We start from the raw sequence: 22112 nt of genomic DNA, 5'->3' as shown, positions 1-22112 counted from the left end.
GTGCCGGACAGAGTGAAATCCTCTTTGAAAACCCCACAAACCAATGTGGGAGCGGCTTGCCCGCGATGGCGTCTGAACATTCAACATAGTTGTTGGCTGTCAGTTTGCTATCGCTGGCAAGCCAGCTCCCACAGGGTTTTTCAGTGTTTTGACGGGCGATTACACCAGAATCGAAGTGCCAGTCATTTCCGCCGGTTTTTCCAGGCCCAGCAGTTTCAGCATGGTCGGCGCCACGTCCGCCAGGACGCCGCCTTCGCGGACTTTCAGATCACGCTTGCCGACATAGATGAACGGCACCGGCTCGGTGGTGTGCGCGGTGTGCGCCTGACCGGTGGATTCGTCGGCCATCTGTTCGACGTTGCCGTGGTCGGCGGTGATCAGCGCTTCGCCGCCGACTTTTTCCAGGGCTTCGACGATTCGGCCGACGCAGGTGTCCAGGCATTCCACGGCTTTCACCGCGGCTTCGAACACGCCGCTATGGCCGACCATGTCGCCGTTGGCGTAGTTGACCACGATCACGTCGTAGCGCTGATTCTCGATGGCCTCGACGATGCGGTCGGTGACTTCGGGCGCGCTCATTTCCGGCTGCAAGTCATAGGTGGCGACTTTCGGCGACGGGATCAGAATGCGCTCTTCGCCCGGGAACGGCTCTTCACGACCGCCGGAGAAGAAGAAGGTCACGTGGGCGTATTTCTCGGTTTCGGCAATGCGTAGCTGGGTCTTGCCGTTTTTCGCCAGGTAGTCGCCGAGCACGTTTTCCAGGCTGCCCGGGGCAAAGGCGGCGGGGGCCGGGATGCTGGCGGCGTATTGGGTCAGGCCGACGTACTGCACTTTTGGCTGGCGTGCGCGCTCGAACTCCTTGAAGTCGTCTTCGACAAACACACGGCTCAGCTCGCGGGCACGGTCGGCGCGGAAGTTCATGAACACCACGGCGTCGCCGTCTTCGACTTTTACCGGCTCACCGATGCTGGTGGCTTTGACGAACTCGTCGCTCTCGCCACGGGCGTAAGCGGCTTCCAGACCTTCCTGGGCGGTGGCGGCGTTGAATTCGGCTGTGCCATCAACGATCAGGTTGTAGGCCTGAGACACGCGATCCCAACGGTTGTCGCGATCCATGGCGTAGTAGCGGCCGATCAGGCTGGCGATGCGGCCCTTGCCGAGCGCCTGGAAGGTCGCGTCGAGCAGTTCGATCGACGACGCGGCGCTTTTCGGCGGCGTGTCACGGCCGTCAAGGAAGGCGTGCAGGTAGATTTTCTCGGCGCCGCGCTTGAAGGCCAGTTCGGCCATGGCGATCAGGTGATCCTGGTGGCTGTGAACACCGCCGTCTGACAGCAGCCCCATGAAATGTACGGCCTTGCCGGCGGCCACGGCCTTGTCCACGGCGGCGCAGATGGTCGGGTTCTCGAAGAACTCGCCATCGCGGATCGCTTTGGTCACGCGCGTGAAGTCCTGATACACCACGCGACCGGCGCCGAGGTTCATGTGGCCGACTTCGGAGTTGCCCATCTGGCCGTCCGGCAGACCGACGTCCATGCCGCTGCCCGAGATCAAGCCGCTCGGCACGGTGGCCCACAGGCGATCCAGCACAGGCTTTTTGGCCGCATAGACGGCGTTGGATTCGTGGCTGTCGCTGTGACCGAAGCCGTCGAGAATCATCAGGACCAAAGGTTTAGGCGTGGTAGTCATGGAATCCACTCGTGGCTAATAAGAAGAGGGCGATGGAAAAGGGAGTTGGAGTTTAAAGCGAAGTTCCGGCGGCGTCACCGCCGGACGGGGTTTGGCCGACCATAGTGGCTGTGTATACTGGCCGACATTTTAACGCCCTGGAACCTCCTTCGATGGTTGCTCACCTGATTGAATTTGCCACTAACCACTACATTCTTGTCGGTATCTTCGTCGTACTGCTGGCTTTGCTGCTGGCGCATACGGTGCAGGGCGGCGGTAAAAGCCTGAGCACGGGCGAGCTGACCGCACTGGTCAACAAGGAAGCCGGCGTGGTCGTGGACATCCGTCCGAGCAAGGAATACGCCGCCGGTCACATCGTTGGCGCGGTGAACATTCCCCAGGACAAACTGGCTGCCCGTATCGGCGAGCTGGAAAAACACAAGGCCAAGACCATCATCCTGGTCGACGCCCTGGGCCAGACCGCCGGCACCCACGCCCGCGAGCTGATGAAGGCCGGCTTCACCGCCGCCAAGCTGTCCGGCGGGATTTCCAGCTGGAAAGGCGACAACCTGCCGTTGGTGAAGTGACATGAGCAACGTCATCGTCTACTCCAGCGATTACTGCCCTTACTGCTCGCGCGCCAAGTACCTGCTCGCGAACAAAGGCGTGGCCTTCGAAGAGATCAAGGTCGATGGCAAGCCGCAGGTGCGCGCCGCCATGGCCCAGAAGGCCGGACGCACGTCCGTGCCGCAGATCTGGATCGGCGACACCCACGTCGGCGGATGTGACGATTTGTACGCCCTGGAGCGCGCCGGCAAGCTCGACGCGCTGCTCAAGGCCTGACCTGCTGCACGCTCTACCGAACACCAAGAACCCTAAAAGACCCGAGATCAGAAAGGATCTGAGATGACTGACCAACAGAACACTGCAGCCAGCGAAGAAGAAACCGCACCGCAATTCTCCTTGCAGCGCATCTACGTACGCGACCTGTCCTTCGAAGCCCCGAAAAGCCCGGCGATCTTCCGCCAGCAGTGGGATCCGGCGGTCGCTCTGGATCTGAACACCCGCCAGAAAGCCCTGGAAGGTGATTTCTACGAAGTCGTGCTGACCCTGTCCGTCACCGTGAAAAACGGTGAAGAAGTCGCCTTCATCGCTGAAGTGCAACAGGCCGGTATCTTCCTGATCAAGAACCTGGACGCGGCTTCGATGAGCCACACTCTGGGTGCGTTCTGCCCGAACATCCTGTTCCCGTACGCTCGCGAAACCCTGGACAGCCTGGTGACCCGTGGTTCGTTCCCGGCCCTGATGCTGGCCCCGGTGAATTTCGACGCCCTGTACGCGCAAGAGCTGCAGCGCATGCAGGAATCCGGCGAGACTCCGACCGTTCAGTAAGCGGTGGATGCAACAACGAAAAAAGCGCCGTTACAGGCGCTTTTTTCTTGGGCGATCGTTCTCGCGTTGATCGTTCCCATGCTCTGCGTGGGAATGCCTCTGGGGACGCTCCGCGTCCAGTGACGCGGAGCGTCACTGGCTGCATTCCCACGCGGAGCGTGGGAACGATCCAGGACTGGCGCGTTACTTGAAGTCGTTCTGCCGCCACGCTTCGTATACGGCCACTGCCACGGTGTTGGACAGGTTCAGGCTGCGGCAGCCTTCGCGCATCGGCAGGCGCAGGCGCTGTTCGCCCGGCAGGGCGTCGAGCACCTCCGGCGGCAGGCCGCGGCTTTCCGGTCCGAAGATGAACGCATCGCCCGGGACGAACGCGGCATCGTGAAACGGCCGCGAGCCCTTCGTGGTGAAGGCGAACAGCCGTGGATGACCGAGGCTTTCCAGGCAGCTGGCCAGGTCGGCGTGGCGTTGCAGCGTGGCGTACTCGTGGTAGTCGAGACCGGCACGACGCAGGCGCTTGTCGTCCATCTCGAAGCCCAGCGGTTCGATCAAATGCAGGTGGCAGCCGCTGTTGGCGCACAGCCTGATAACGTTGCCGGTGTTCGGTGGAATTTCCGGTTGAAAAAGGATGACGTGAAACATGCACGGCTCCGAAGGTAAAGATGACGCGCATTCTACGCCGCAAGCGGATCCGCGTTCGAAACTATTCCCGCGGGTGATGGCTTCGCTGGCGATCGTCGGTGTGATGGTCGGGATGATGATCGGCCGTTTGACCACGCCTGACCCGACCGTTTTACAGCAGGTCGAGGTGATCGATGGGGGGCTGGCGGTCTGGTTCAACAACGAGCCGAAGCTGCATGGCGAGATCGTCGATGGCAGCGTTGCGTTGCTGTTCGAGGCCGAAGGCAAGGTGCAGAAAGGACAGCTCAAGTTCAACGGCAAGGACGTGAACTGGCGGACGCGCTTGAGTGACGGGGGATTGTTGCTGACGCTGGTGGCGGCGCGGCCGCTGCAGGGCGACTGGACCGGCCAGGCGGTCGATGACCGCTGGCGGCTGGAGATCCATCTCCGGGAGCAATAAAAGAGGGAATCCCCGGCCTGCCTGTACCAAGGTTCCCGAAACGGGCGGGCTCATCGCATCGCGTTCTGAGCCGGTGTAAAGAAGGAACCCCTGACCTGCCTGTATCAAGGGCCCCAAAAGGGTGGACTCGATGAGTCCGGTGTAAAGAGGGGAATCCCCGGCCTGCCTGTACCAAGGCCCCCGAAAGGGTGGGTGAATCGAATCACCTGATGGAGTTATTGCAGGGGGCGTGCCAGGTTTTCTCGTTTTGAAACAAAAAAACCCGACACAATGACGAAGGCCCCGTAATACGGGGCCTTCGTCTTTTCACAGGATGGGATTTTCAGCGGTTTTCAGTGCAAGCCTGAGCCATTGGCCGTGCCCGATTACGGGTCACGGTGCCTTGCGGCGGTGCAGACTGGCGCTCAATCTCAGCCTTCATCACCCTCATCGTCATCCCCGCCATCGACCTTCATGCCGAGCTCCTTGATCTTGCGGGTCAAGGTGTTGCGGCCCCAGCCCAGCAGCACCGCAGCGTCACGACGACGCCCGGCGGTGTGCTTGAGTGCGGTCTCGATCATGATCCGCTCGAACGCCGGCACCGCGCTGTCGAGCAGGCTCGACTGACCGCGAGCCAGGGCCTGGTCGGCCCACTGGCGCAGCGCCTGTTCCCAGTTGGTCACCGGCGCCGAGTCTTGCGGCAGGCTCAACAGTTCCGGCGGCAGGTCGCTGATATGCACCTCGCGCCCGGACGCCATCACGGTGATCCAGCGGCAGGTGTTTTCCAGCTGACGCACGTTGCCCGGCCATGGCAGGTTTTTCAGGTATTCCTCGGTCTCGCTTTTCAGCAGCTTCGGCTCGACCGCCAGTTCTTGCGCGGCGCGGCTGAGGAAGTGCTTGGCCAGGGTCGGGATGTCTTCGCGGCGATCCGACAGGCGCGGGATGTGGATGCGGATCACGTTAAGGCGGTGGAACAAGTCCTCACGGAATTTCCCGGCGTGAACCAGGGTTTCCAGATTCTGGTGAGTCGCGGCGATGATCCGCACATCAACCTTGACCGGCACATGCCCACCAACGCGATAGAACTCACCATCGGCCAGCACCCGCAGCAGTCGGGTCTGGGTGTCCGCCGGCATGTCGCCGATTTCATCGAGGAACAGCGTGCCGCCGTCGGCTTGTTCGAAGCGGCCGCGACGCAGGTTGGCCGCGCCGGTGAACGCGCCTTTTTCGTGGCCGAACAGCTCGGATTCCATCAGGTCTTTCGGAATCGCCGCCATGTTCAGCGCGATGAACGGCGAGGCCGCGCGCGGGCTGTGGCGGTGCAGGGCGTGAGCCACCAGTTCTTTACCGGTGCCGGATTCGCCGTTGATCAGCACGGTGATGTTGGAATGGCTCAGGCGCCCGATGGCGCGGAACACTTCCTGCATCGCCGGCGCTTCGCCGATGATTTCCGGGGTGCGGGTCAGGGTCGGAGCGACTTCCAGGCCCTGTTGTTCCTGGGCGTGCTGGTTGGCGCGCTTGACCAGCGACACCGCTTCGTCAACGTCGAACGGCTTGGGCAGGTACTCGAACGCGCCGCCCTGATAGGAGGCGACAGCGCTGTCCAGATCGGAGTGAGCGGTCATGATGATCACCGGCAGCCGCGGGTGCTGCTCGCGGATCCGCGCCAGCAGGTCCAGGCCGCTGGCGCCGGGCATGCGGATATCGGAGATGATCACGTCCGGCTGCTGGCGCGCGAGGCGGCTCATCACGCCATCGGCACTGTCGAAGCTCTGGGTGGTCATGCCTTCCTGTTGCAGGGCTTTTTCCAGAACCCAACGGATAGAACGGTCGTCATCGACGATCCACACGGTTTCACTACGGCTCATGTCGATGTGGCTCCTTGTTCCAGTGGCAGAAAGATCGAAAACGTGGTGTGGCCTGGATGGCTGTCACATTCGATCAGGCCCTGGTGCTGGCTGATGATGTTCTGGGTGATGGCCAGGCCCAGCCCGGTACCGTCCGGACGGCCGCTGACCATGGGAAAGAAGATGGTTTCCTGGAGTTCCGCGGGAATGCCCGGGCCGTTGTCGATGATCTCGATCTTGGTCACCAGACGATGGCGGACGTGGCCGATGGTGAACTGGCGCATGGCGCGGGTACGCAGGCTGATGCGGCCCAGGCGCAGCTCGTTCTGGCTGCTGATGGCCTGCATCGCATTGCGCACGATGTTCAGCACCGCCTGAATCATTTGTTCGCGGTCGATCAGGACGTCGGGAATGCTCGGGTCGTAATCGCGCACCAGCGTGATGCAACCCTGGCTTTCGGCCTCGACCAGTTGGCAGACGCGCTCCAGCACTTCGTGGACATTGCACAGGGCCAGCGACGGCAGTTTGTTGGAACCGAGCATTCGGTCGACCAGATTACGCAGGCGGTCGGCCTCTTCGATGATCACGTTGGTGTAGTCGCGCAGGCTGTCTTCCGGCAGCTCCCGGGCCAGCAATTGCGCGGCACCGCGGATACCGCCCAGCGGATTCTTGATCTCGTGGGCCAGGCCGCGCACCAGCATCTTGCTGGTTTCCTGCTTCGACAACTGCGCCTCTTCCTTGGTGATCCGCAACAGACGGTCACGGGGATGCACTTCCAGCAGGAGCAGGGTCGCGCCGTTGCTGAGGATCGGCGTCACCGCGTAATCCACGGTCAGGGTCTGTCCGGTGAGAGCGGTGAGCATCGCTTCGCGCTTGGTGAACGGGTGCGCCTGCTCCACCGCCTGGCGCAACGAGTTGAGCGCCTCGGTGGACTCGGTGAACAGCTCGCTGATGAACTGCCCATGGCTGCGCTGACCGCTGATGGCCAGCAGCATCTCCGCCGCCGGGTTCATGTACTCAAGGCGCAATTCGCTGTCGAGCAGGATGGTGGCGGTGGTCAGGTTGTCGAGTAGCAAGCGATGCAGTGCGTCACTGATGGTCATGAGGACCTCTTTTGGAGCATGGCGCGCGCAGGGATACAGCGCTGATGCGAGGAAAATGCAAAAACCAAACCAAGGCTCCGAAAAGAAGCGTTCAACCCCTGAAACGGGCGTTTGACGCTCGTTTGCGTGGCAGTCAAACCGCTCTGGCGGGTACTTTCGAACCAAAATGGGTTGGAATGTGAGTACGGTGCAGTGTATTGCACCAATATAGTGCGCAAAGCTGAACGGCGTCAGAAGAAACGCAGGAAAGGGTTTTTCGGTTCGGCGGGTTTGTCTTTCAGCGGGCATTCCGGACGCACGCCATAGTCGGCGCTGACGCACGGTTTGACCTGACGCTTCTGGGCCAGAGAGATGCGTTGCATGTGGAACGGCTGGTTGGCGGTTTTCTCCACGGTTCGGCCCTGAGCGTCGAGGATCTCGACCGACAGATTGTGGCTGCCGCGATCGATATTGCTCAGCGGGAACACCGGACTCAGACCTGGTTCGCCGACGGCTTTGCCATCCAGCAACAAGTGATACAGATGACCTCTTTGCAGGCCCGGCTCGCTGGTGACGCTGACGATCAGTTCGCCGGCGCTGCTGCGAATGGTCGCGTCCGGCTCGGGGATCAGCACGCGCAACATGTCGTAGTGGAACAGCGGTGGTTCCGCAGATTTCTTCGACGGCGTGATCGTTGCGGCGCTGCTCGGATTCGAGGCCATGCGATTGCTGGTGGCCAGCGGCACGCGCCTGGCGTTGCCACGCGGCTGATCGGTGTAGACGCGATTGCCCTGTGCGTCGATGTAAGTGAACACCTCGGCCGATGCGCCGAGCGCGATCAACGACAGGAACAAGGCAATCGATCCCCGCGTCATGGCTTGTGCACCCGCTGCACGGTGAACACCACCGCCGGACTCTGCTGAATGATCGCCTCGCCATTGATGACCTGCACCGCCAGCCGATGCTCGCCCCGGTCGACGTTCACCAGTTGCAGGATCGGCACGTTGCTCGGCTGGCCATAAGGCACGTCGTCCAAAAGCAGGCGCAATTGATGCGGCGGTTGCAGACGCGGCTTGATCAGCACATTGACCGTGAAGGTGCCGTTGTTGGCGCGCAGGGCTTCCTCGGTGGGCAGGCCGGTCAGCTCCAGCACTTCGTAGGCATTGCGCGCAGGCTCACGACTGACCGTATCGGTAGACGGCGCATTCGGTGCCTGAGGCTGGACGCTGTTGAGCGGCGGCAACTCCACCGGCTGCGCCTGCACGCCGTCCGGCGCGTGATCGCTGTACACCGTGTTGCCGCCGGCGTCGGTGTACTTGTAGATCTGCGCGGCGACGGGCAGGGCGATCAGCAGCAAAATATAGAGAAGGGTGCGACCCATGAAATCGACCGAAAACGAAAACGATGGGATGCAGCATAGGACAGTGGAGCGGGGAAGGCTCGGATGGAAAACATCCGGCCAATAAAAAAGGCCTCCCGAAGGAGGCCTCTCTTTTGTCACGCCGCGTAGCGCGGCGCTACCGGATCAGCAGCTGTAGTACAGCTCATATTCCAGTGGGTGTACGAAGGTGCGGACCTTGATTTCTTCTTCGGATTTCAGCGCGATGTAGGCATCGATGAAGTCGTCGGAGAACACGCCGCCCTTGGTCAGGAACGCACGGCCCTTGTCCAGCTCTTCCAGAGCTTCTTTCAGGCTGCCGCAAACTTGCGGGATTTCTTTCGCCTCTTCAGGCGGCAGGTCGTACAGGTTCTTGTCGGCAGCATCGCCTGGGTGGATCTTGTTCTGGATACCGTCCAGACCGGCCATCAGCAGTGCTGCGAAAGCCAGGTACGGGTTGGCAGCCGGATCCGGGAAACGGGCTTCGATACGACGGCCACGCGGGCTGTTGACGTAAGGAATACGGATCGAGGCGGAACGGTTGCGAGCCGAGTAGGCCAGCATCACCGGAGCTTCGAAGCCTGGCACCAGACGCTTGTAGGAGTTGGTGGCCGGGTTGGTGAAGCCGTTCAGGGCCTTACCGTGCTTGATGATGCCGCCGATGAAGTACAGGGCGGTTTCGGACAGGCCGGCATAGCCTTCGCCAGCGAAGGTGTTCTTGCCGTCTTTGGCGATGGACATGTGCACGTGCATACCCGAACCGTTGTCACCGTACAGTGGCTTCGGCATGAAGGTCGCAGTGCGGCCGTAGGCATCGGCCACGTTGTGTACAACGTATTTCAGAGTCTGAACTTCGTCAGCTTTCTTCACCAGGGTGTTGAACTTGACACCGATTTCGTTTTGACCGGCGGTTGCCACTTCGTGGTGGTGAACTTCAACGGTCTGACCCATCTCTTCCAGTGCGTTGCACATGGCGGTACGGATTTCGTGGTCGTGGTCGAACGGCGGAACCGGGAAGTAGCCGCCTTTCACGCCTGGACGGTGGCCCTTGTTGCCGCCTTCCACGTCCTGGTCGGACATCCACGAGCCTTGCTCGGAGTAGATCTTGAACATCGAGCCGGAGATGTCGGACTTGAACTTCACTTCGTCGAAGATGAAGAACTCAGGCTCGGGACCGGCGAATACGGTGTCACCGATACCGGTGGTCTTCAGGTATTCCTCGGCGCGACGGGCAATGGCACGTGGGTCGCGGTCGTAGCCCTGCATGGTCGAAGGCTCGATGATGTCGCAGACCAGGATCAGGGTCGGTTCTTCGGTGAACGGGTCCAGAACGGCGGTTTCGTCGTCCGGCATCAGGATCATGTCGGAGGCTTCGATGCCTTTCCAGCCAGCGATGGAGGAACCGTCGAACATCTTGCCCGCTTCGAAGAAGTCGTCTTCCAGCGCATCGCGAGCCGGCATGGTCACGTGGTGCTGAGTGCCTTTGGTGTCCGTGAAGCGCAGATCAATCCACTTGACGTCATGATCTTTGATGAGTTGAACCGACTTCGACATAGTGTCCTCCGGGTGGCTTAGGGCGGGTAGTGGATGCCCTTAAATGTTGGTGATGCCGGCGCGAATACTCTGCCAAGGCAACCTGCCTCACAAGGGAGCAAATTGCATGCCAGTGCCCCAGCATGGGTTTTTTGCCCCAAATTCACGCTTCTGAAGGTCGAAAGCGCCTTAATGGCGAAAATCTCGCCCTTTAATGTAGCGTTCAAATCTAAAAATGACCCGTTTTGGTGCGCGCAAAACCTTCTGCACATTAACTGGTTAAACCTTGAGCAATTTCCGCTATAATCCGCGCCCCCCTTTTTCGGCTGGCCCTGCGCGCGCTGTTTTCATGAAACTAATCGTTAAAGTCTTTCCCGAGATCACCATCAAAAGCCGACCTGTCCGGACGAAATTCATCCGCCAGCTGGCCAAGAACATCCGCACCGTGCTCCGCGACCTGGACCCGGCGGTGGTGGTGAACGGTGTGTGGGACAATCTCGAGCTGGAAACCCGCGTCACCGATCCCAAGGCCCTGAAGGAAATGGGCGAACGCCTGACCTGCATGCCGGGCATCGCGCACTTTCTGCAGATCGACGAGTACCCGCTGGGCGACTTCGACGACATCACCGAGAAGTGCAAGCAGCACTACGGCGACGCGCTGGCCGGGAAGATCTTTTCGGTGCGCTGCAAGCGTGCAGGCAAGCATGCGTTCAGCTCGATGGACGTGGAAAAATACGTCGGCAGCAAGCTGCGCCGTGAATGCGGTGCCGCGGGGATCGACCTGAAAGCGCCGGAAATCGAAGTCCGCATCGAAGTTCGCGACAAACGGTTGTTTGTGATCCACAGCCAGCACGATGGCATTGGCGGCTACCCGCTCGGTGCGCTGGAACAGACACTGGTATTGATGTCCGGCGGATTTGACTCGACGGTTGCTGCTTACCAGATCCTGCGCCGCGGCCTGATGACGCACTTCTGCTTCTTCAATCTGGGCGGTCGTGCCCACGAGTTGGGCGTGATGGAAGTCGCGCATTTCATCTGGAAGAAGTACGGCAGCTCGCAACGCGTGCTATTTGTCAGTGTTCCGTTCGAAGAAGTGCTGGGCGAAATTCTCGGCAAGGTCGACGACAGTCATATGGGCGTCGTATTGAAGCGTATGATGTTGCGCGCAGCGTCGAGCATTGCCGAGCGCCTGCATATTGATGCGCTGGTCACCGGCGAAGCGATTTCCCAGGTGTCGAGCCAGACGTTGCCGAACCTGTCGGTCATCGATTGCGTTACCGACAAACTGGTGCTGCGACCGCTGATCGTCGCCCACAAGCAAGACATCATCGACACGGCCGACCAGATCGGTACCGGTGATTTCGCCCGGCACATGCCGGAATACTGCGGCGTCATCTCGGTCAACCCGAAGACGGCCGCCAAGCGTGGCCGGGTCGAGCACGAAGAGCAGGAATTCGACATGGCGGTGCTCGAGCGTGCGCTCGCAAACGCCAGACTGGTGCCGATCGATCGGGTGATCGACGAATTGGGCCAGGATTTGCAGATCGAAGAAGTCAGCGAAGCGCTGGCCGGTCAGATCGTCATCGACATCCGCCACCCGGATGCCGCCGAGGATGACCCGCTGGAACTCGCCGGCATAGAGGTACAGACGATGCCGTTCTACGCAGTGAACGCTCGTTTCAAGGAACTGGACCCTACTCGCCAGTACCTGCTGTATTGCGACAAAGGCGTGATGAGTCGCCTGCATGCCCACCATTTGCTCAGTGAGGGGCATGCCAATGTGCGCGTTTATCGACCGAGCTAAGTGCCCGGGGCTGTTTGCCTGTGGCCTGCGTCACCGGCCCCCCGACACCGCCGTCAAGCTGTAACGGCCATGCCGGACACTACTGCTAATCGCTGCCAGGACTTGTCAGCAAACCGAATCCTCTGATCGAGATACACAAGTGATCGAAAATCTACGTAACATCGCCATCATTGCCCACGTTGACCACGGTAAAACCACCCTGGTAGACAAACTCCTGCGTCAATCCGGCACCCTGGAGCGCAACGAGCTCAACGACGAGCGCGTGATGGACTCCAACGACCAGGAAAAAGAACGCGGCATTACCATTCTGGCGAAAAACACCGCCATCAACTGGAACGGCTACCACATCAACATCGTGGACACCCCGGGCCACGCCGACTTCGGCGGCGAAGTAGAGCGCGTCATGTCGATGGTCGACTCCGTGCTGCTGCTGGTTGACGCTCAAGACGGCCCTATGCCGCAAACCCGTTTCGTGACCAAGAAGGCGTTCGAAGCCGGTCTGAAGCCGATCGTCGTGATCAACAAGGTCGACCGTCCGGGCGCGCGTCCTGACTGGGTTCTGGACCAGATCTTCGACCTGTTCGACAACCTGGGTGCCACCGACGAACAGCTGGACTTCAAAGTCGTCTACGCCTCGGCCCTGAACGGCATCGCCGGTCTGGACCACACCGACATGGCCGAAGACATGACCCCGCTGTACCAGTCGATCATCGACAACGTTCCAGCGCCGGCCGTTGACCGTGACGGTCCGTTCCAGATGCAGATCTCCGCACTGGACTACAACAGCTTCCTGGGTGTGATCGGCGTTGGCCGTATTGCCCGTGGCCGCATCAAGCCGAACACCCCGGTCGTCGCCATCGACACCGAAGGCAAGCGCCGCAACGGTCGTATCCTGAAGCTGATGGGTCACCACGGTCTGCACCGCGTTGACGTCGAAGAAGCCCAGGCCGGCGACATCGTCTGCATCAGCGGTTTCGACGAGCTGTTCATCTCCGACACCCTGTGCGACATCAACACTGTCGAAGCGATGAAGCCGCTGACCGTCGACGAGCCGACCGTTTCCATGACCTTCCAGGTCAACGACTCGCCGTTCTGCGGTAAAGAAGGCAAGTTCGTGACTTCCCGCAACATCAAGGAACGTCTGGACAAAGAGCTGCTGTACAACGTTGCCCTGAAAGTTGAAGAAGGCGATTCCGCCGACAAGTTCAAGGTATCCGGTCGTGGTGAGCTGCACCTGTCGGTACTGATCGAAACCATGCGTCGCGAAGGCTTCGAGATGGCTGTGGGCCGTCCTGAAGTGATCATCCGCGAAGTGGGCGGCGTGAAGCAGGAACCGTTCGAAAACGTGACCATCGACATCCCTGAAGAATCCCAGGGCAAGGTCATGGAAGAAATGGGTCTGCGTAAGGGCGACCTGACCAACATGTCCCCGGATGGCAAGGGCCGTGTGCGCCTGGAGTACAACATCCCGGCTCGCGGTCTGATCGGTTTCCGTAACCAGTTCCTGACCCTGACCAACGGCGCAGGCATCCTGACCTCGATCTTCGATCGTTACGACACCATGAAGTCCGGTCACATGTCCGGCCGTCAGAACGGTGTTCTGGTATCGGTTGAAACCGGCAAGGCACTGACCTACTCCCTGGAAACCCTGCAGGCTCGTGGCAAGCTGTTCGTGGAACACGGTCAGGAGATCTACAACGGTCAGATCGTGGGTCTGAACAGCCGTGACAACGACCTGGGCGTCAACCCTACCAAGGGCAAGAAGCTCGACAACATGCGTGCTTCGGGTAAAGACGAAACCATCGCTCTGGTTCCACCTGTCCGCTTCACCCTGGAACAGGCTCTGGAATTCATCCAGGATGACGAGCTGTGCGAAGTGACGCCGAAGTCCATCCGTCTTCGCAAGAAGATCCTGGACGAAGGCGAGCGCACCCGCGCTGCCAAGAAAGCCAAGGCGTAATTTAGCCCAGGCTTGAAAAAACGCCCCCGGTCGAGAGACCGGGGGCGTTTTTGTTTGTCTGGGATTTGAATATCGCGTTCGGCGTCTGGGACGCGGAGCGTCCCGGGCTGCATTCCCACGCGGAGCGTGGGAACGATCAAGCAGGATCAGAAGCGTTCGATCGACCGCGAATTCTGCACCCGCTCCACTTCCTTTGGCTTGTAAGCGCAATATCCCGGGCGCGGGCCGATTTTCGGGTGGTTGCGGCAGGTGTCCGGGCGCTTGTCATAAATGGTGCACAGCCGGCTCTTGCGATCCAGGTAGTAGCAATCGTTGTTGCTCATGCGCTGGAGGGTGAAGATCCCCGACTTCTGGTTGAAGCGTTCGACCAGACCTTCCTTTTGCAGACGCTTGGCGATGTTCTTCGGCGGGTCGCCCAGTTCGAACTCGTCGACCACACCGATACGCACCAGATCCTTGATCTTGACCTCGACCGGCAGCGTGCAGCAGCTGGAGACGCACGAGCCGCACATCGGGGCCGAATATTTGGCCCAGGTATCGAGACGGTCGATCTCGGCTGCGGCGATCAGGTTGGGCTTCATCATCGGTGTTTACCAGGCGTGTGCATCAGGGCGCGCGATCATACCGGGACTGGTGGATTTTTGAACAACCTTTCGCCAGATTTTTTCTTCATGCGCAAGCATCGTCCAACAATTCGGCACGGCCCCTGCATTCATTAAGGCATTCCCAAAGTATTGCCGGACGAAGTCTCACTCTCACGAAAAACTGCCGAACCAGAGCCCCTACCGTCGGTCAGACCGTCTAGGCTCTGACAATTCCCGCTCGCTCGAGGTCCTATCGATGACTCAAGAACCACTAGTTCGCGAAGCAGAGGTGGCCGCATTCCGCGACGCCGTCCTGACCAAACTCACCTACGCGGTGGGCAAAGACCCGGATCACGCCTTCGACCATGACTGGTTCGAAGCCATCGCCCTGGCGGCGCGCGATCACATGGTCGAGCACTGGATGGACCACACCCGGCAGATCTACCGCAAAGGTCAGAAGCGGGTGTATTACCTCTCGCTGGAATTCCTTATCGGCCGCTTGCTGTACGACAGCCTGAGCAACCTAGGTCTGCTGGACGTCGCCCGTGAAGCGCTGACCGAACTGGGCGTCGATCTGGAGCGCATTCGCATCCTGGAGCCGGATGCGGCGCTGGGCAACGGAGGTCTCGGACGGCTGGCGGCGTGCTTCATGGAAAGCATGTCGACCCTCGGCATCGCCGGCCACGGCTACGGCATTCGTTATGAACACGGGTTGTTCCGCCAGGCCATCGTCGACGGCTGGCAGCAGGAACAGACCGAACACTGGCTGGATTTCGGCAACCCCTGGGAGTTCGAGCGGCCAGAGGTGGTCTATCCGATCGGCTTTGGCGGCAGCGTCGAGACCGTGACCGACAGCGAAGGCAAATCGAAACAGGTCTGGCATCCGGCGGAAACCGTGCGGGCCATCGCCTACGACACCCCCGTGGTCGGCTGGCGCGGGGCGAGCGTCAACACCTTGCGTCTGTGGCGGGCCCGGGCCATGGAAGACCTGCACCTGGAGCGCTTCAACGCCGGTGACCACCTGGGCGCCGTCGCCGAAGTGGCCCGGGCCGAAAGTATTTCCCGCGTACTTTACCCGGCGGACAGCACCGAAGCCGGACAGGAACTGCGCCTGCGTCAGGAATACTTCTTCGTCGCTGCATCGCTTCAGGATCTGCTGCGCCGTCACCGCAACATGCACACCTCGGTGCTGACGCTGGGCGATCACGCGGCAATCCAGCTCAACGACACGCACCCTTCGATCGCCGTCGCCGAACTGATGCGCCAACTGGTCGACGTCTACGACGTGGCCTGGGATGCGGCATGGCAAGTCACTGTCGATACGCTGTCGTACACCAACCACACGCTGCTGCCCGAAGCGCTGGAAACCTGGCCGGTGGGGCTGATGGAACGCATGCTGCCGCGGCACATGCAGATCATTTACCTGATCAACGCCCAGCACATCGATTCGCTGCGGGCCAAGGGCATCCACGATTTCGACGTGCTGCGCGCGGTGTCGCTGATCGAGGAAGACAACGGGCGCCGGGTGCGCATGGGCAACCTGGCGTTCCTCGGCTCCCACAGCGTCAACGGGGTGTCCGGGCTGCACACGCAACTGATGCGCAAAACCGTGTTCGCCGAACTGCACAAGCTGTATCCGGAGCGGATCAACAACAAGACCAACGGCATTACCTTCCGCCGCTGGCTGTACCAGGCCAACCCTGAACTGACATCGATGCTGGTCGATTCCCTCGGCCCGGACGTCCTGGATAACCCGGAACAGCGATTGCTCGATCTTGAGCCGTTCGCCGAACAACCCGCCTTTCGCAAAGCCTTCGCCGAGCAACGGTTGCACAGCAAAAAAGCCTTGGCGTACCTGATTCATGAAAGGCTGGGGATCGCGGTCAATCCGGCAGCGATGTTCGACGTGCAGGTCAAACGGATTCACGAATACAAACGTCAGTTGCTCAACCTCATGCATACGGTCGCGCTGTATCAGGCGATTCGCGCCGAGCCGGAAATCGACTGGGTGCCGCGCGTGAAAATCTTCGCCGGCAAAGCGGCGGCGAGTTATCACCAGGCCAAGCTGATCATCAAACTGACCAACGACATCGCCCGGGTGGTGAACAACGACCCGACCGTGCGCGGGCTACTGAAAGTGGTGTTCCTGCCCAACTACAACGTCAGTCTGGCGGAAAGCATCATTCCGGCGGCGGACCTGTCGGAGCAGATATCCACTGCCGGTTTCGAGGCCTCGGGCACCAGCAACATGAAGTTCGGCCTCAACGGTGCGCTGACCATCGGCACCCTCGACGGTGCCAACGTGGAAATGTGCGAAAACATCGGCGCCGAGCACATGTTCATCTTCGGCCTCAGTGCCCAGCAGGTCGAAGCGCGCAAGCAGAACCACGAGTTCAGCGCCTTGCCGGATATCGCTGCGTCCCATCGCCTCAACGACGTGTTGCAGGCGATCCGCAGCGGGGTGTTCTCGCCAGACGACACGTCGCGCTACACCGGACTGATCGATTCGCTGGTGGATTACGACCGGTTCTTCGTCTGCGCCGATTTCGATTCGTACTGGGAAGCGCAGATGCGCGTCGATGCGCTCTGGCACGACGCCAATAACTGGTGGCGTTCGGCGGTGCTGAACACCTCGCGCATGGGCTGGTTCTCGTCCGACCGGACGATCCGCGAGTACGCCACGGATATCTGGAAGGCACTGGAGTAACTTTTAGCGACAAATGTGCGCCCGGCCCCACGATTGTTGGGCCGGGCCGATATACTGAGCCTTGGTTTCGCCCCGCCACGGGGCTGCTCAGGGATATCGACCATGCAATGGATGTTCATGTTGATCGGGCTTTTGCTCGGCTGGCTGCTCGACGAGTCGTTCAGCGATGCGCTGTTGGGCGCCTTGCTCGGGCTTGCCATCGGCCAGGCGATGCGCATCGCGCGGCTCGGTTCACAGGCTGCCGAGCAACAGCGTCAGCTGGATCACGCGAAGATCGCGTTGCAGGGCGTCGAACAGCGTCTGTTTCTGCTGGAGGGCGCTCCGGCACATTCGCCGGCACCGGCGAGTGTCGCACCGGCCAGCGAAACGGTCGTTGAGCCTGTTACGGTATTTGAACAACCCTCTGGCGCAGAACCCGAGCTGATCTGGGAGCTGCCACCCGAACTCGAATCTGTCGCCGTCGCCGCCAGCGAAGCTGATCAGCCGCTGCCGGTCGATGCCTGGCGCCCGGAGCCCGTTACCCGCGAACCACAATCGCCTGCCGAACCTCGTGGCCCGAACCTTATCGAGCGCGGCATCAGCGCTGCGCGCAACTGGCTGTTCGGTGGCAATACCGTGCTGCGGGTCGGTGTGGTGCTGTTGTTCTTCGGTCTGGCCTTCCTGCTGCGTTACGCCACCGAAGGCATGGTGGTGCCGATCGAAATGCGTTACGCCGGGGTCGCAGCGGCGGCGCTGGGATTGCTGGCGCTGGGCTGGTGGTTGCGCCATCGCAACAGCAGCTACGCCTTGATGCTGCAAGGCACCGGGATCGCGGTGCTGTACCTGACGGTGTTTGCGGCGATGCGCCTGCACCCGCTGCTCGATCCGTCTGCCGCCCTGGGCTTGCTGGTAGCGGTGACGGTGTTCTCGGCCATTCTGGCGATCACCCAGGATTCTCTGGCACTGGCCTGCGTCGCCGCACTGGGCGGTTTCGCCGCGCCGATCCTGACGTCGACCGGCGCCGGCAACCATGTCGCGCTGTTCAGTTATTTCGCATTGCTCAACGCCGGCATCCTGGCCATCGCCTGGTTCAAGGCCTGGCGCCTGCTCAACCTGATCGGCTTCATTGGCACCTTCGGCATCGGTTTCGCCTGGGGCCTGCGTTCGTACACGCCGGAACTGCTGTGGAGCACCGAGCCGTTCCTGATTCTGTTCTTCCTGATGTACCTGGCCATCGGCCTGCTGTTCGCCCGGCGCAAGTTGCTGGACATGCCGGACGCCCCGGCGGACGACGATCGTGAGGCGCTGTTGCACTGGTCGGCGCGCAAGGGCGACTACGTCGACGGCACGATGCTGTTCGGTCCGCCGCTGGTGGGTTTCGGCCTGCAATTCGCGCTGGTCCAGCATCTGGAATTTGCCGCTGCGTTCAGTGCGCTGGCGCTGGGCATGATCTACATGGCCCTCGCCAAAGTGCTGATGGGCGGCCGGGCGTTGTTGCTGGGTGAGACTTGCCTGGCGCTCGGGGTGATATTCGCCAGTCTGGCGATTCCGCTGGGGCTGGATGCGCGCTGGACCTCTGCGGCCTGGGCGGTAGAGGGCGCGGGGATTTTCTGGCTGGGCTTGCGTCAGCACCGGCCGTTGGCCAGGGCCTTCGCGTTGCTGCTGCAACTGGGCTCGGCGCTGGCGTTTCTCAGCCAGTTGCGTGTCGGTGAAAGCAGCCTGCTCGACGGTGCGCCGTTGGGCGCGTTGATGCTGGGCATTGCGCTGTTGTTCAGTTTCTATCAATTGCGTAAAACCCCGGCGGAGCACACCTCGGCATGGGAGCGCCAAGGCCTGCCGGTTTTGGCGAGTCTCGGTCTGACTTTTCTCTATCTGTTGGCGCCGCTGTTTTTCTTCGTCCAGTTCACGGCGATCAGTTGGGCATTGGCCGGGCTGGTGACGTTGTTCGTCGGCTTGCGCCTGCAATCGCGCACGTTCCTGTTCACCGCGTTTGCCGTGCAACTGCTGGGCGGGGTGTTGTTCCTGCTGCGCCTGCAAGGAGCAGGCGAGGATTCGGCGGCCGTGTTCAGCGCTGGCTGGAGCGGTTTGCTCAGCGCCTCGCTGATCGGTCTGGCACTGATCGCCGGCATGCTGCTGGCCGCGCGCGACAATATGGTGCGCAGCGATGTTCGTCTGCTGCGCGGGTTGTCGGTGGTGCTACTGGCGGGTCTGGTGCTGGTCAATCTGGCGGTGTTGTTCGTGCTGCCGTGGCAAACCGCGAGTGCGGTGTGGGCGGCCAGTGGCTTGCTGATCATCTGGCTCAGTCTGTACCTCAGGCAGCGCGTGAGTTTTATCTTCGGTCTGTTGTTGCAGTTGATCGGCGGCGCGGCGTTCTTGCTGGCCGGCCCCGAGTTGCTCGGGCCGTTGTCCAGCGAAGGCCTGCGACCGCTGGCCCATGGCGGTTTCTGGACGCCGCTGGTGCTGGGGCTGGCGGCGATGATCGGGGCGTGGCGCCTGCAACTGGGCAATCACGCTTCGGCTTTCGATGTGCTGAGTTTGCAGCGGTTGTCCGACGTGTTGCTGGTGTGGGGCGCCGGTTGGTGGGCGCTGGCGTGGGTCAGTGAAGTGCTGCGGTTTGCGCCGCTGAATGTGCAGGCGACGCTGTTGCTGCTGGTCGCCGCGCTAAGCGTCGCGTTGTGGACGCTGTTGGCCTTGCGTCTGAAATGGCCGTCGCTCGGGTTGCTCTGCACCTTGTTGATTCCGGCGGCCGGGCTGGTGTTGCTCGCCGCGTGGCATTCGCGTTATCACCCGGCGGCGGATTTCGGCTGGCTGGCGTGGGCGGCGGTGTTCGTCGTGCATTTCATCAGCCTGCGACGTCTGGCACCGATGCTGCCGGCGCGGGCCTTGAGTACGGCGCATGTGCTCGGTTGCTGGCTGCTGATCGGCGTGCTGGCGCTGGAGCTGCGCTACGGCCTGCTGCTGTTGTCCGAGCAGTACAACGCCTGGCGCTGGCTGGGCTGGGCGATTCTGCCGAGCGTGTATCTGTTGCTGATGGCCGCGCCGCGCAACTGGCCATGGCCGGTGGCGGCGTTCCCTCGTGAGTACCGTTTGTACGCGGCGGCGCCGCTGGCGGTGCTGATGCTGGTCTGGTTCTGGCTGGCCAATGGCATCAGCGATGGCAACGCCGAACCGCTGCCTTATGTGCCGCTGCTCAACCCGCTGGAATTGGGTCTGCTGTTTGCGTTGTTCGGTGTTTACGTCTGGTCGCGCAGCGCTGTTGCCGAGCTGTCGATCCGCCAGGATTACGCGGCTTACGCCACGCAACTGATTGCCGGTGTTTCGCTGTTCGCCTTCTGCACTGCGCTGGTGACCCGCGCCGCGCACCATTGGGCGGGGATTCCGTTCGAGCTGGATCTGCTGCTCGAATCGATGCTGGTGCAGGCCGGGTTGTCGATCGTCTGGACGCTGATGGCGCTGGGGCTGATGATCGGCGGGCACCTGCGTCATCGCCGCGAAGTGTGGCTGATCGGTGCGGCGCTGATTGCGCTGGTGGTGGCCAAACTGATTTTTGTCGAATTGAGCAACCGTGGCGGACTGGCCCGGATCGTCTCGTTCATCGGCGTCGGTGTGTTGCTGCTGGTGGTGGGCTACTTTGCGCCGCTGCCGCCAAAACGCGTCGAAGCTGCACCGGCGGCGGACAAACCGGCCCCGGAAACCGAAGGAGTGTCGTCTTGAGTCGCAAGCTTAATCTCGGTTGGCTGTTGCTGGGCGTGGCCATGACGGCCGGCGCCCAGGAAAAACCGGCGGACTTCGCCACGCAGGTGCCGTTGTCGGTCAGTGGCGCAGGTCCGTGGTATCGCCTCGAACTGCCGCTGAGCGTGCAGTTGCAGGCACGTCAGACCGATCTCAGCGATCTGCGGGTGTTCAACGCCGCCGGAGAGCCGCAGGCCTATGCCATGGCCCGGGAATCAGCACAGACCCGCGACGACGGCCAGTTACATGACGTGAAGTGGTTCCCGCTGTACAACTCGGCGGATGCTACCGAGCGTGCGCCGAGCGTTCGCGTGCAATCCACCACCACCGGCACGCTGGTGGAAGTGCAGCCGTCCAGCCAGCTCGAAGCCGGTGAAGAAGTGCTGCGTGGCTGGCTGCTCGACGCCAGTGCGATCAAGGCGCCGTTGCAGCAATTGATCCTCGACTGGACCAGCGAGCGCGACGGCTTCCAGCGTTTCAGCATCGAGGCCAGCGACGACTTGCAGCACTGGCAAGCCTGGGGCGAAGGCCAGGTCGCGCGCCTGACCTTTGCCGACGAACGGGTCGAGCAACATGAAGTGGCGCTGCCGGGGCAATCGGCGCGGTATCTGCGTCTGCTGTGGGATTCCCCGGCCTCGGCGCCGGAGCTGACGTCGGCACAACTGAAAAGCAGCGACCCGCGCCACCTGCCGCTGCCATTGGTCTGGTCGCCGGCGCTGGCGGGCAGCAGCGGCAAGGTCGGGGAATACACCTGGCAGTTGCCGATGGGGCTGAACATCGAGCGGGTGCAGGTCGAACTGAAGCAGGCCAACAGTCTGGCGCCGGTGACGTTGTCGGGACGTCGCGAAAGCAGTCTGCCGTGGCAACCGCTGAGCAGCGGTCTGCTCTATCGCCTGACCCAGAATGGCCAGGACGTGCTGCAGAACGAATTGCAGCTTTACGGCCAGACCGTGCAGCAGTTGAAGCTCACGGTCGACGAACGCGGCGGCGGCCTCGGCGAACAGGCACCGAGCTTGAAATATGCGGTGCGCGCCACGCAGGTGATCTTCCTTGCCCGTGGTGAAGGGCCGTACAGCCTGGCGCTGGGCAATCCGACCGTGAAGACGGCGAACCTGCCGCTGACCACGCTGATTCCCGATTTCAAACCGGAGAAACTGGCCACGCTGGGCAAGGCCGCGGTGCAGGGCGAAGCGCTGGCGACCCAGACTTCGACGGCCACTGCAGCAGCGACCAGCCACACCAACTGGAAGAAATTCGGCCTGTGGGCGGTGTTGTTGCTCAGCGTGCTGTTTCTGGCGGCGATGGCCTTCAGTCTGCTGCGCAAGCCACCGGCCAAATCCTGAATATGACGGGTGTGGTCGCTACACCCGTCGGGTTTCCAACTACGCTGAA

The 22112-nt window shown here is 61.5% G+C and carries 17 protein-coding genes; 9 read left to right on the top strand and 8 right to left on the bottom strand.

Going from position 1 to position 22112, the window contains the following annotated elements; translation table 11 throughout:
• Positions 1-159 precede the first annotated feature (159 nt).
• Positions 160-1686 (bottom strand): 2,3-bisphosphoglycerate-independent phosphoglycerate mutase, encoded by a 1527-nt coding sequence (gpmI, locus tag AC1MDC_RS08060; protein WP_480392806.1) that lies wholly within the window; start codon positions 1684-1686, stop codon positions 160-162.
• A gap of 152 nt (positions 1687-1838) precedes the next feature.
• On the opposite strand from gpmI, the gene AC1MDC_RS08055 reads away from it, so the two are divergent.
• The 3 genes from AC1MDC_RS08055 (at position 1839) to secB (ending at position 3057) form a co-directional block, all read left to right on the top strand.
• A complete protein-coding gene (locus tag AC1MDC_RS08055) occupies positions 1839-2252 on the top strand; it encodes a rhodanese-like domain-containing protein (protein WP_085702705.1) in 414 nt (137 codons plus the stop codon).
• A 1-nt stretch (position 2253) separates the two neighbouring features.
• Positions 2254-2508 carry a glutaredoxin 3 gene (grxC, locus tag AC1MDC_RS08050; RefSeq protein ID WP_039764687.1) on the top strand — a complete coding sequence of 85 codons (255 nt, stop codon included), beginning with the start codon at positions 2254-2256 and terminating at the stop codon, positions 2506-2508.
• A gap of 63 nt (positions 2509-2571) precedes the next feature.
• Entirely contained in the window at positions 2572-3057 is a 486-nt protein-coding gene (gene secB / locus AC1MDC_RS08045) for a protein-export chaperone SecB (RefSeq protein ID WP_007909233.1), read from the top strand.
• 183 nt (positions 3058-3240) lie between these two features.
• Here the strand turns inward: secB and AC1MDC_RS08040 are convergent, their stop codons facing one another.
• Positions 3241-3696: a tRNA (cytidine(34)-2'-O)-methyltransferase gene (locus AC1MDC_RS08040; protein WP_007952520.1), complete on the bottom strand. Its 456-nt coding sequence runs from the start codon at positions 3694-3696 to the stop codon at positions 3241-3243.
• Between AC1MDC_RS08040 and AC1MDC_RS08035 the strand changes: the two genes are divergently transcribed.
• The gene (locus AC1MDC_RS08035) at positions 3695-4135 is read left to right on the top strand and encodes a hypothetical protein (RefSeq protein ID WP_227234147.1); all 441 of its coding nucleotides are present in this window, start codon (positions 3695-3697) and stop codon (positions 4133-4135) included. The two genes, AC1MDC_RS08040 and AC1MDC_RS08035, sit on opposite strands and share 2 nt — an antisense overlap.
• 410 nt (positions 4136-4545) lie before the next feature.
• Here AC1MDC_RS08035 and ntrC read toward each other — a convergent pair whose 3' ends face one another.
• The 5 genes from ntrC to glnA form a co-directional block, all read right to left on the bottom strand.
• Positions 4546-5982: a nitrogen regulation protein NR(I) gene (gene ntrC / locus AC1MDC_RS08030; RefSeq protein WP_007952518.1), complete on the bottom strand. Its 1437-nt coding sequence runs from the start codon at positions 5980-5982 to the stop codon at positions 4546-4548.
• Entirely contained in the window at positions 5979-7064 is a 1086-nt protein-coding gene (gene glnL, locus AC1MDC_RS08025; protein WP_007952516.1) for a nitrogen regulation protein NR(II), read from the bottom strand. The genes ntrC and glnL overlap by 4 nt, the downstream gene beginning before the upstream one ends.
• A 230-nt stretch (positions 7065-7294) precedes the next feature.
• Positions 7295-7918: a DUF4124 domain-containing protein gene (locus AC1MDC_RS08020; RefSeq protein ID WP_480392805.1), complete on the bottom strand. Its 624-nt coding sequence runs from the start codon at positions 7916-7918 to the stop codon at positions 7295-7297.
• Positions 7915-8424 carry a DUF4124 domain-containing protein gene (locus AC1MDC_RS08015; RefSeq protein WP_480392804.1) on the bottom strand — a complete coding sequence of 170 codons (510 nt, stop codon included), beginning with the start codon at positions 8422-8424 and terminating at the stop codon, positions 7915-7917. Before AC1MDC_RS08015 ends, AC1MDC_RS08020 begins: the two co-directional genes overlap by 4 nt.
• Positions 8425-8568: 144 nt before the next feature.
• Entirely contained in the window at positions 8569-9975 is a 1407-nt protein-coding gene (gene glnA / locus AC1MDC_RS08010; RefSeq protein WP_085698068.1) for a glutamate--ammonia ligase, read from the bottom strand.
• Positions 9976-10303: 328 nt separating this feature from the next.
• Here glnA and thiI point away from each other — a divergent pair, with 328 nt between their 5' ends.
• Together thiI and typA are read left to right on the top strand one after the other, a co-directional pair.
• Entirely contained in the window at positions 10304-11758 is a 1455-nt protein-coding gene (gene thiI / locus AC1MDC_RS08005; RefSeq protein WP_480392803.1) for a tRNA uracil 4-sulfurtransferase ThiI, read from the top strand.
• Positions 11759-11897: 139 nt separating this feature from the next.
• Positions 11898-13718 (top strand): translational GTPase TypA, encoded by a 1821-nt coding sequence (gene typA / locus AC1MDC_RS08000; RefSeq protein WP_085702700.1) that lies wholly within the window; start codon positions 11898-11900, stop codon positions 13716-13718.
• Positions 13719-13864: 146 nt separating this feature from the next.
• Here typA and AC1MDC_RS07995 read toward each other — a convergent pair whose 3' ends face one another.
• Entirely contained in the window at positions 13865-14302 is a 438-nt protein-coding gene (locus AC1MDC_RS07995) for a YkgJ family cysteine cluster protein (protein WP_007952500.1), read from the bottom strand.
• 256 nt (positions 14303-14558) lie between these two features.
• Between AC1MDC_RS07995 and AC1MDC_RS07990 the strand changes: the two genes are divergently transcribed.
• The 3 genes from AC1MDC_RS07990 to AC1MDC_RS07980 all read left to right on the top strand — a co-directional run bounded on the left by AC1MDC_RS07990 (position 14559) and on the right by AC1MDC_RS07980 (position 22063).
• Positions 14559-17009 carry a glycogen/starch/alpha-glucan phosphorylase gene (locus tag AC1MDC_RS07990; RefSeq protein WP_085698071.1) on the top strand — a complete coding sequence of 817 codons (2451 nt, stop codon included), beginning with the start codon at positions 14559-14561 and terminating at the stop codon, positions 17007-17009.
• A gap of 102 nt (positions 17010-17111) precedes the next feature.
• Positions 17112-20702: a DUF2339 domain-containing protein gene (locus AC1MDC_RS07985; protein WP_480392802.1), complete on the top strand. Its 3591-nt coding sequence runs from the start codon at positions 17112-17114 to the stop codon at positions 20700-20702.
• Positions 20699-22063, top strand: a complete 1365-nt coding sequence (locus AC1MDC_RS07980) for a DUF3999 domain-containing protein (RefSeq protein ID WP_480392801.1) — start codon at positions 20699-20701, stop codon at positions 22061-22063. The genes AC1MDC_RS07985 and AC1MDC_RS07980 overlap by 4 nt, the downstream gene beginning before the upstream one ends.
• The last annotated feature ends 49 nt before the right edge of the window (positions 22064-22112 follow it).

The organism is Pseudomonas sp. 1, assembly GCF_056626735.1.
The sequence above is the reverse complement of the archived record's forward strand: the minus strand, read 5'-3'. Positions and strand labels throughout refer to the sequence as shown.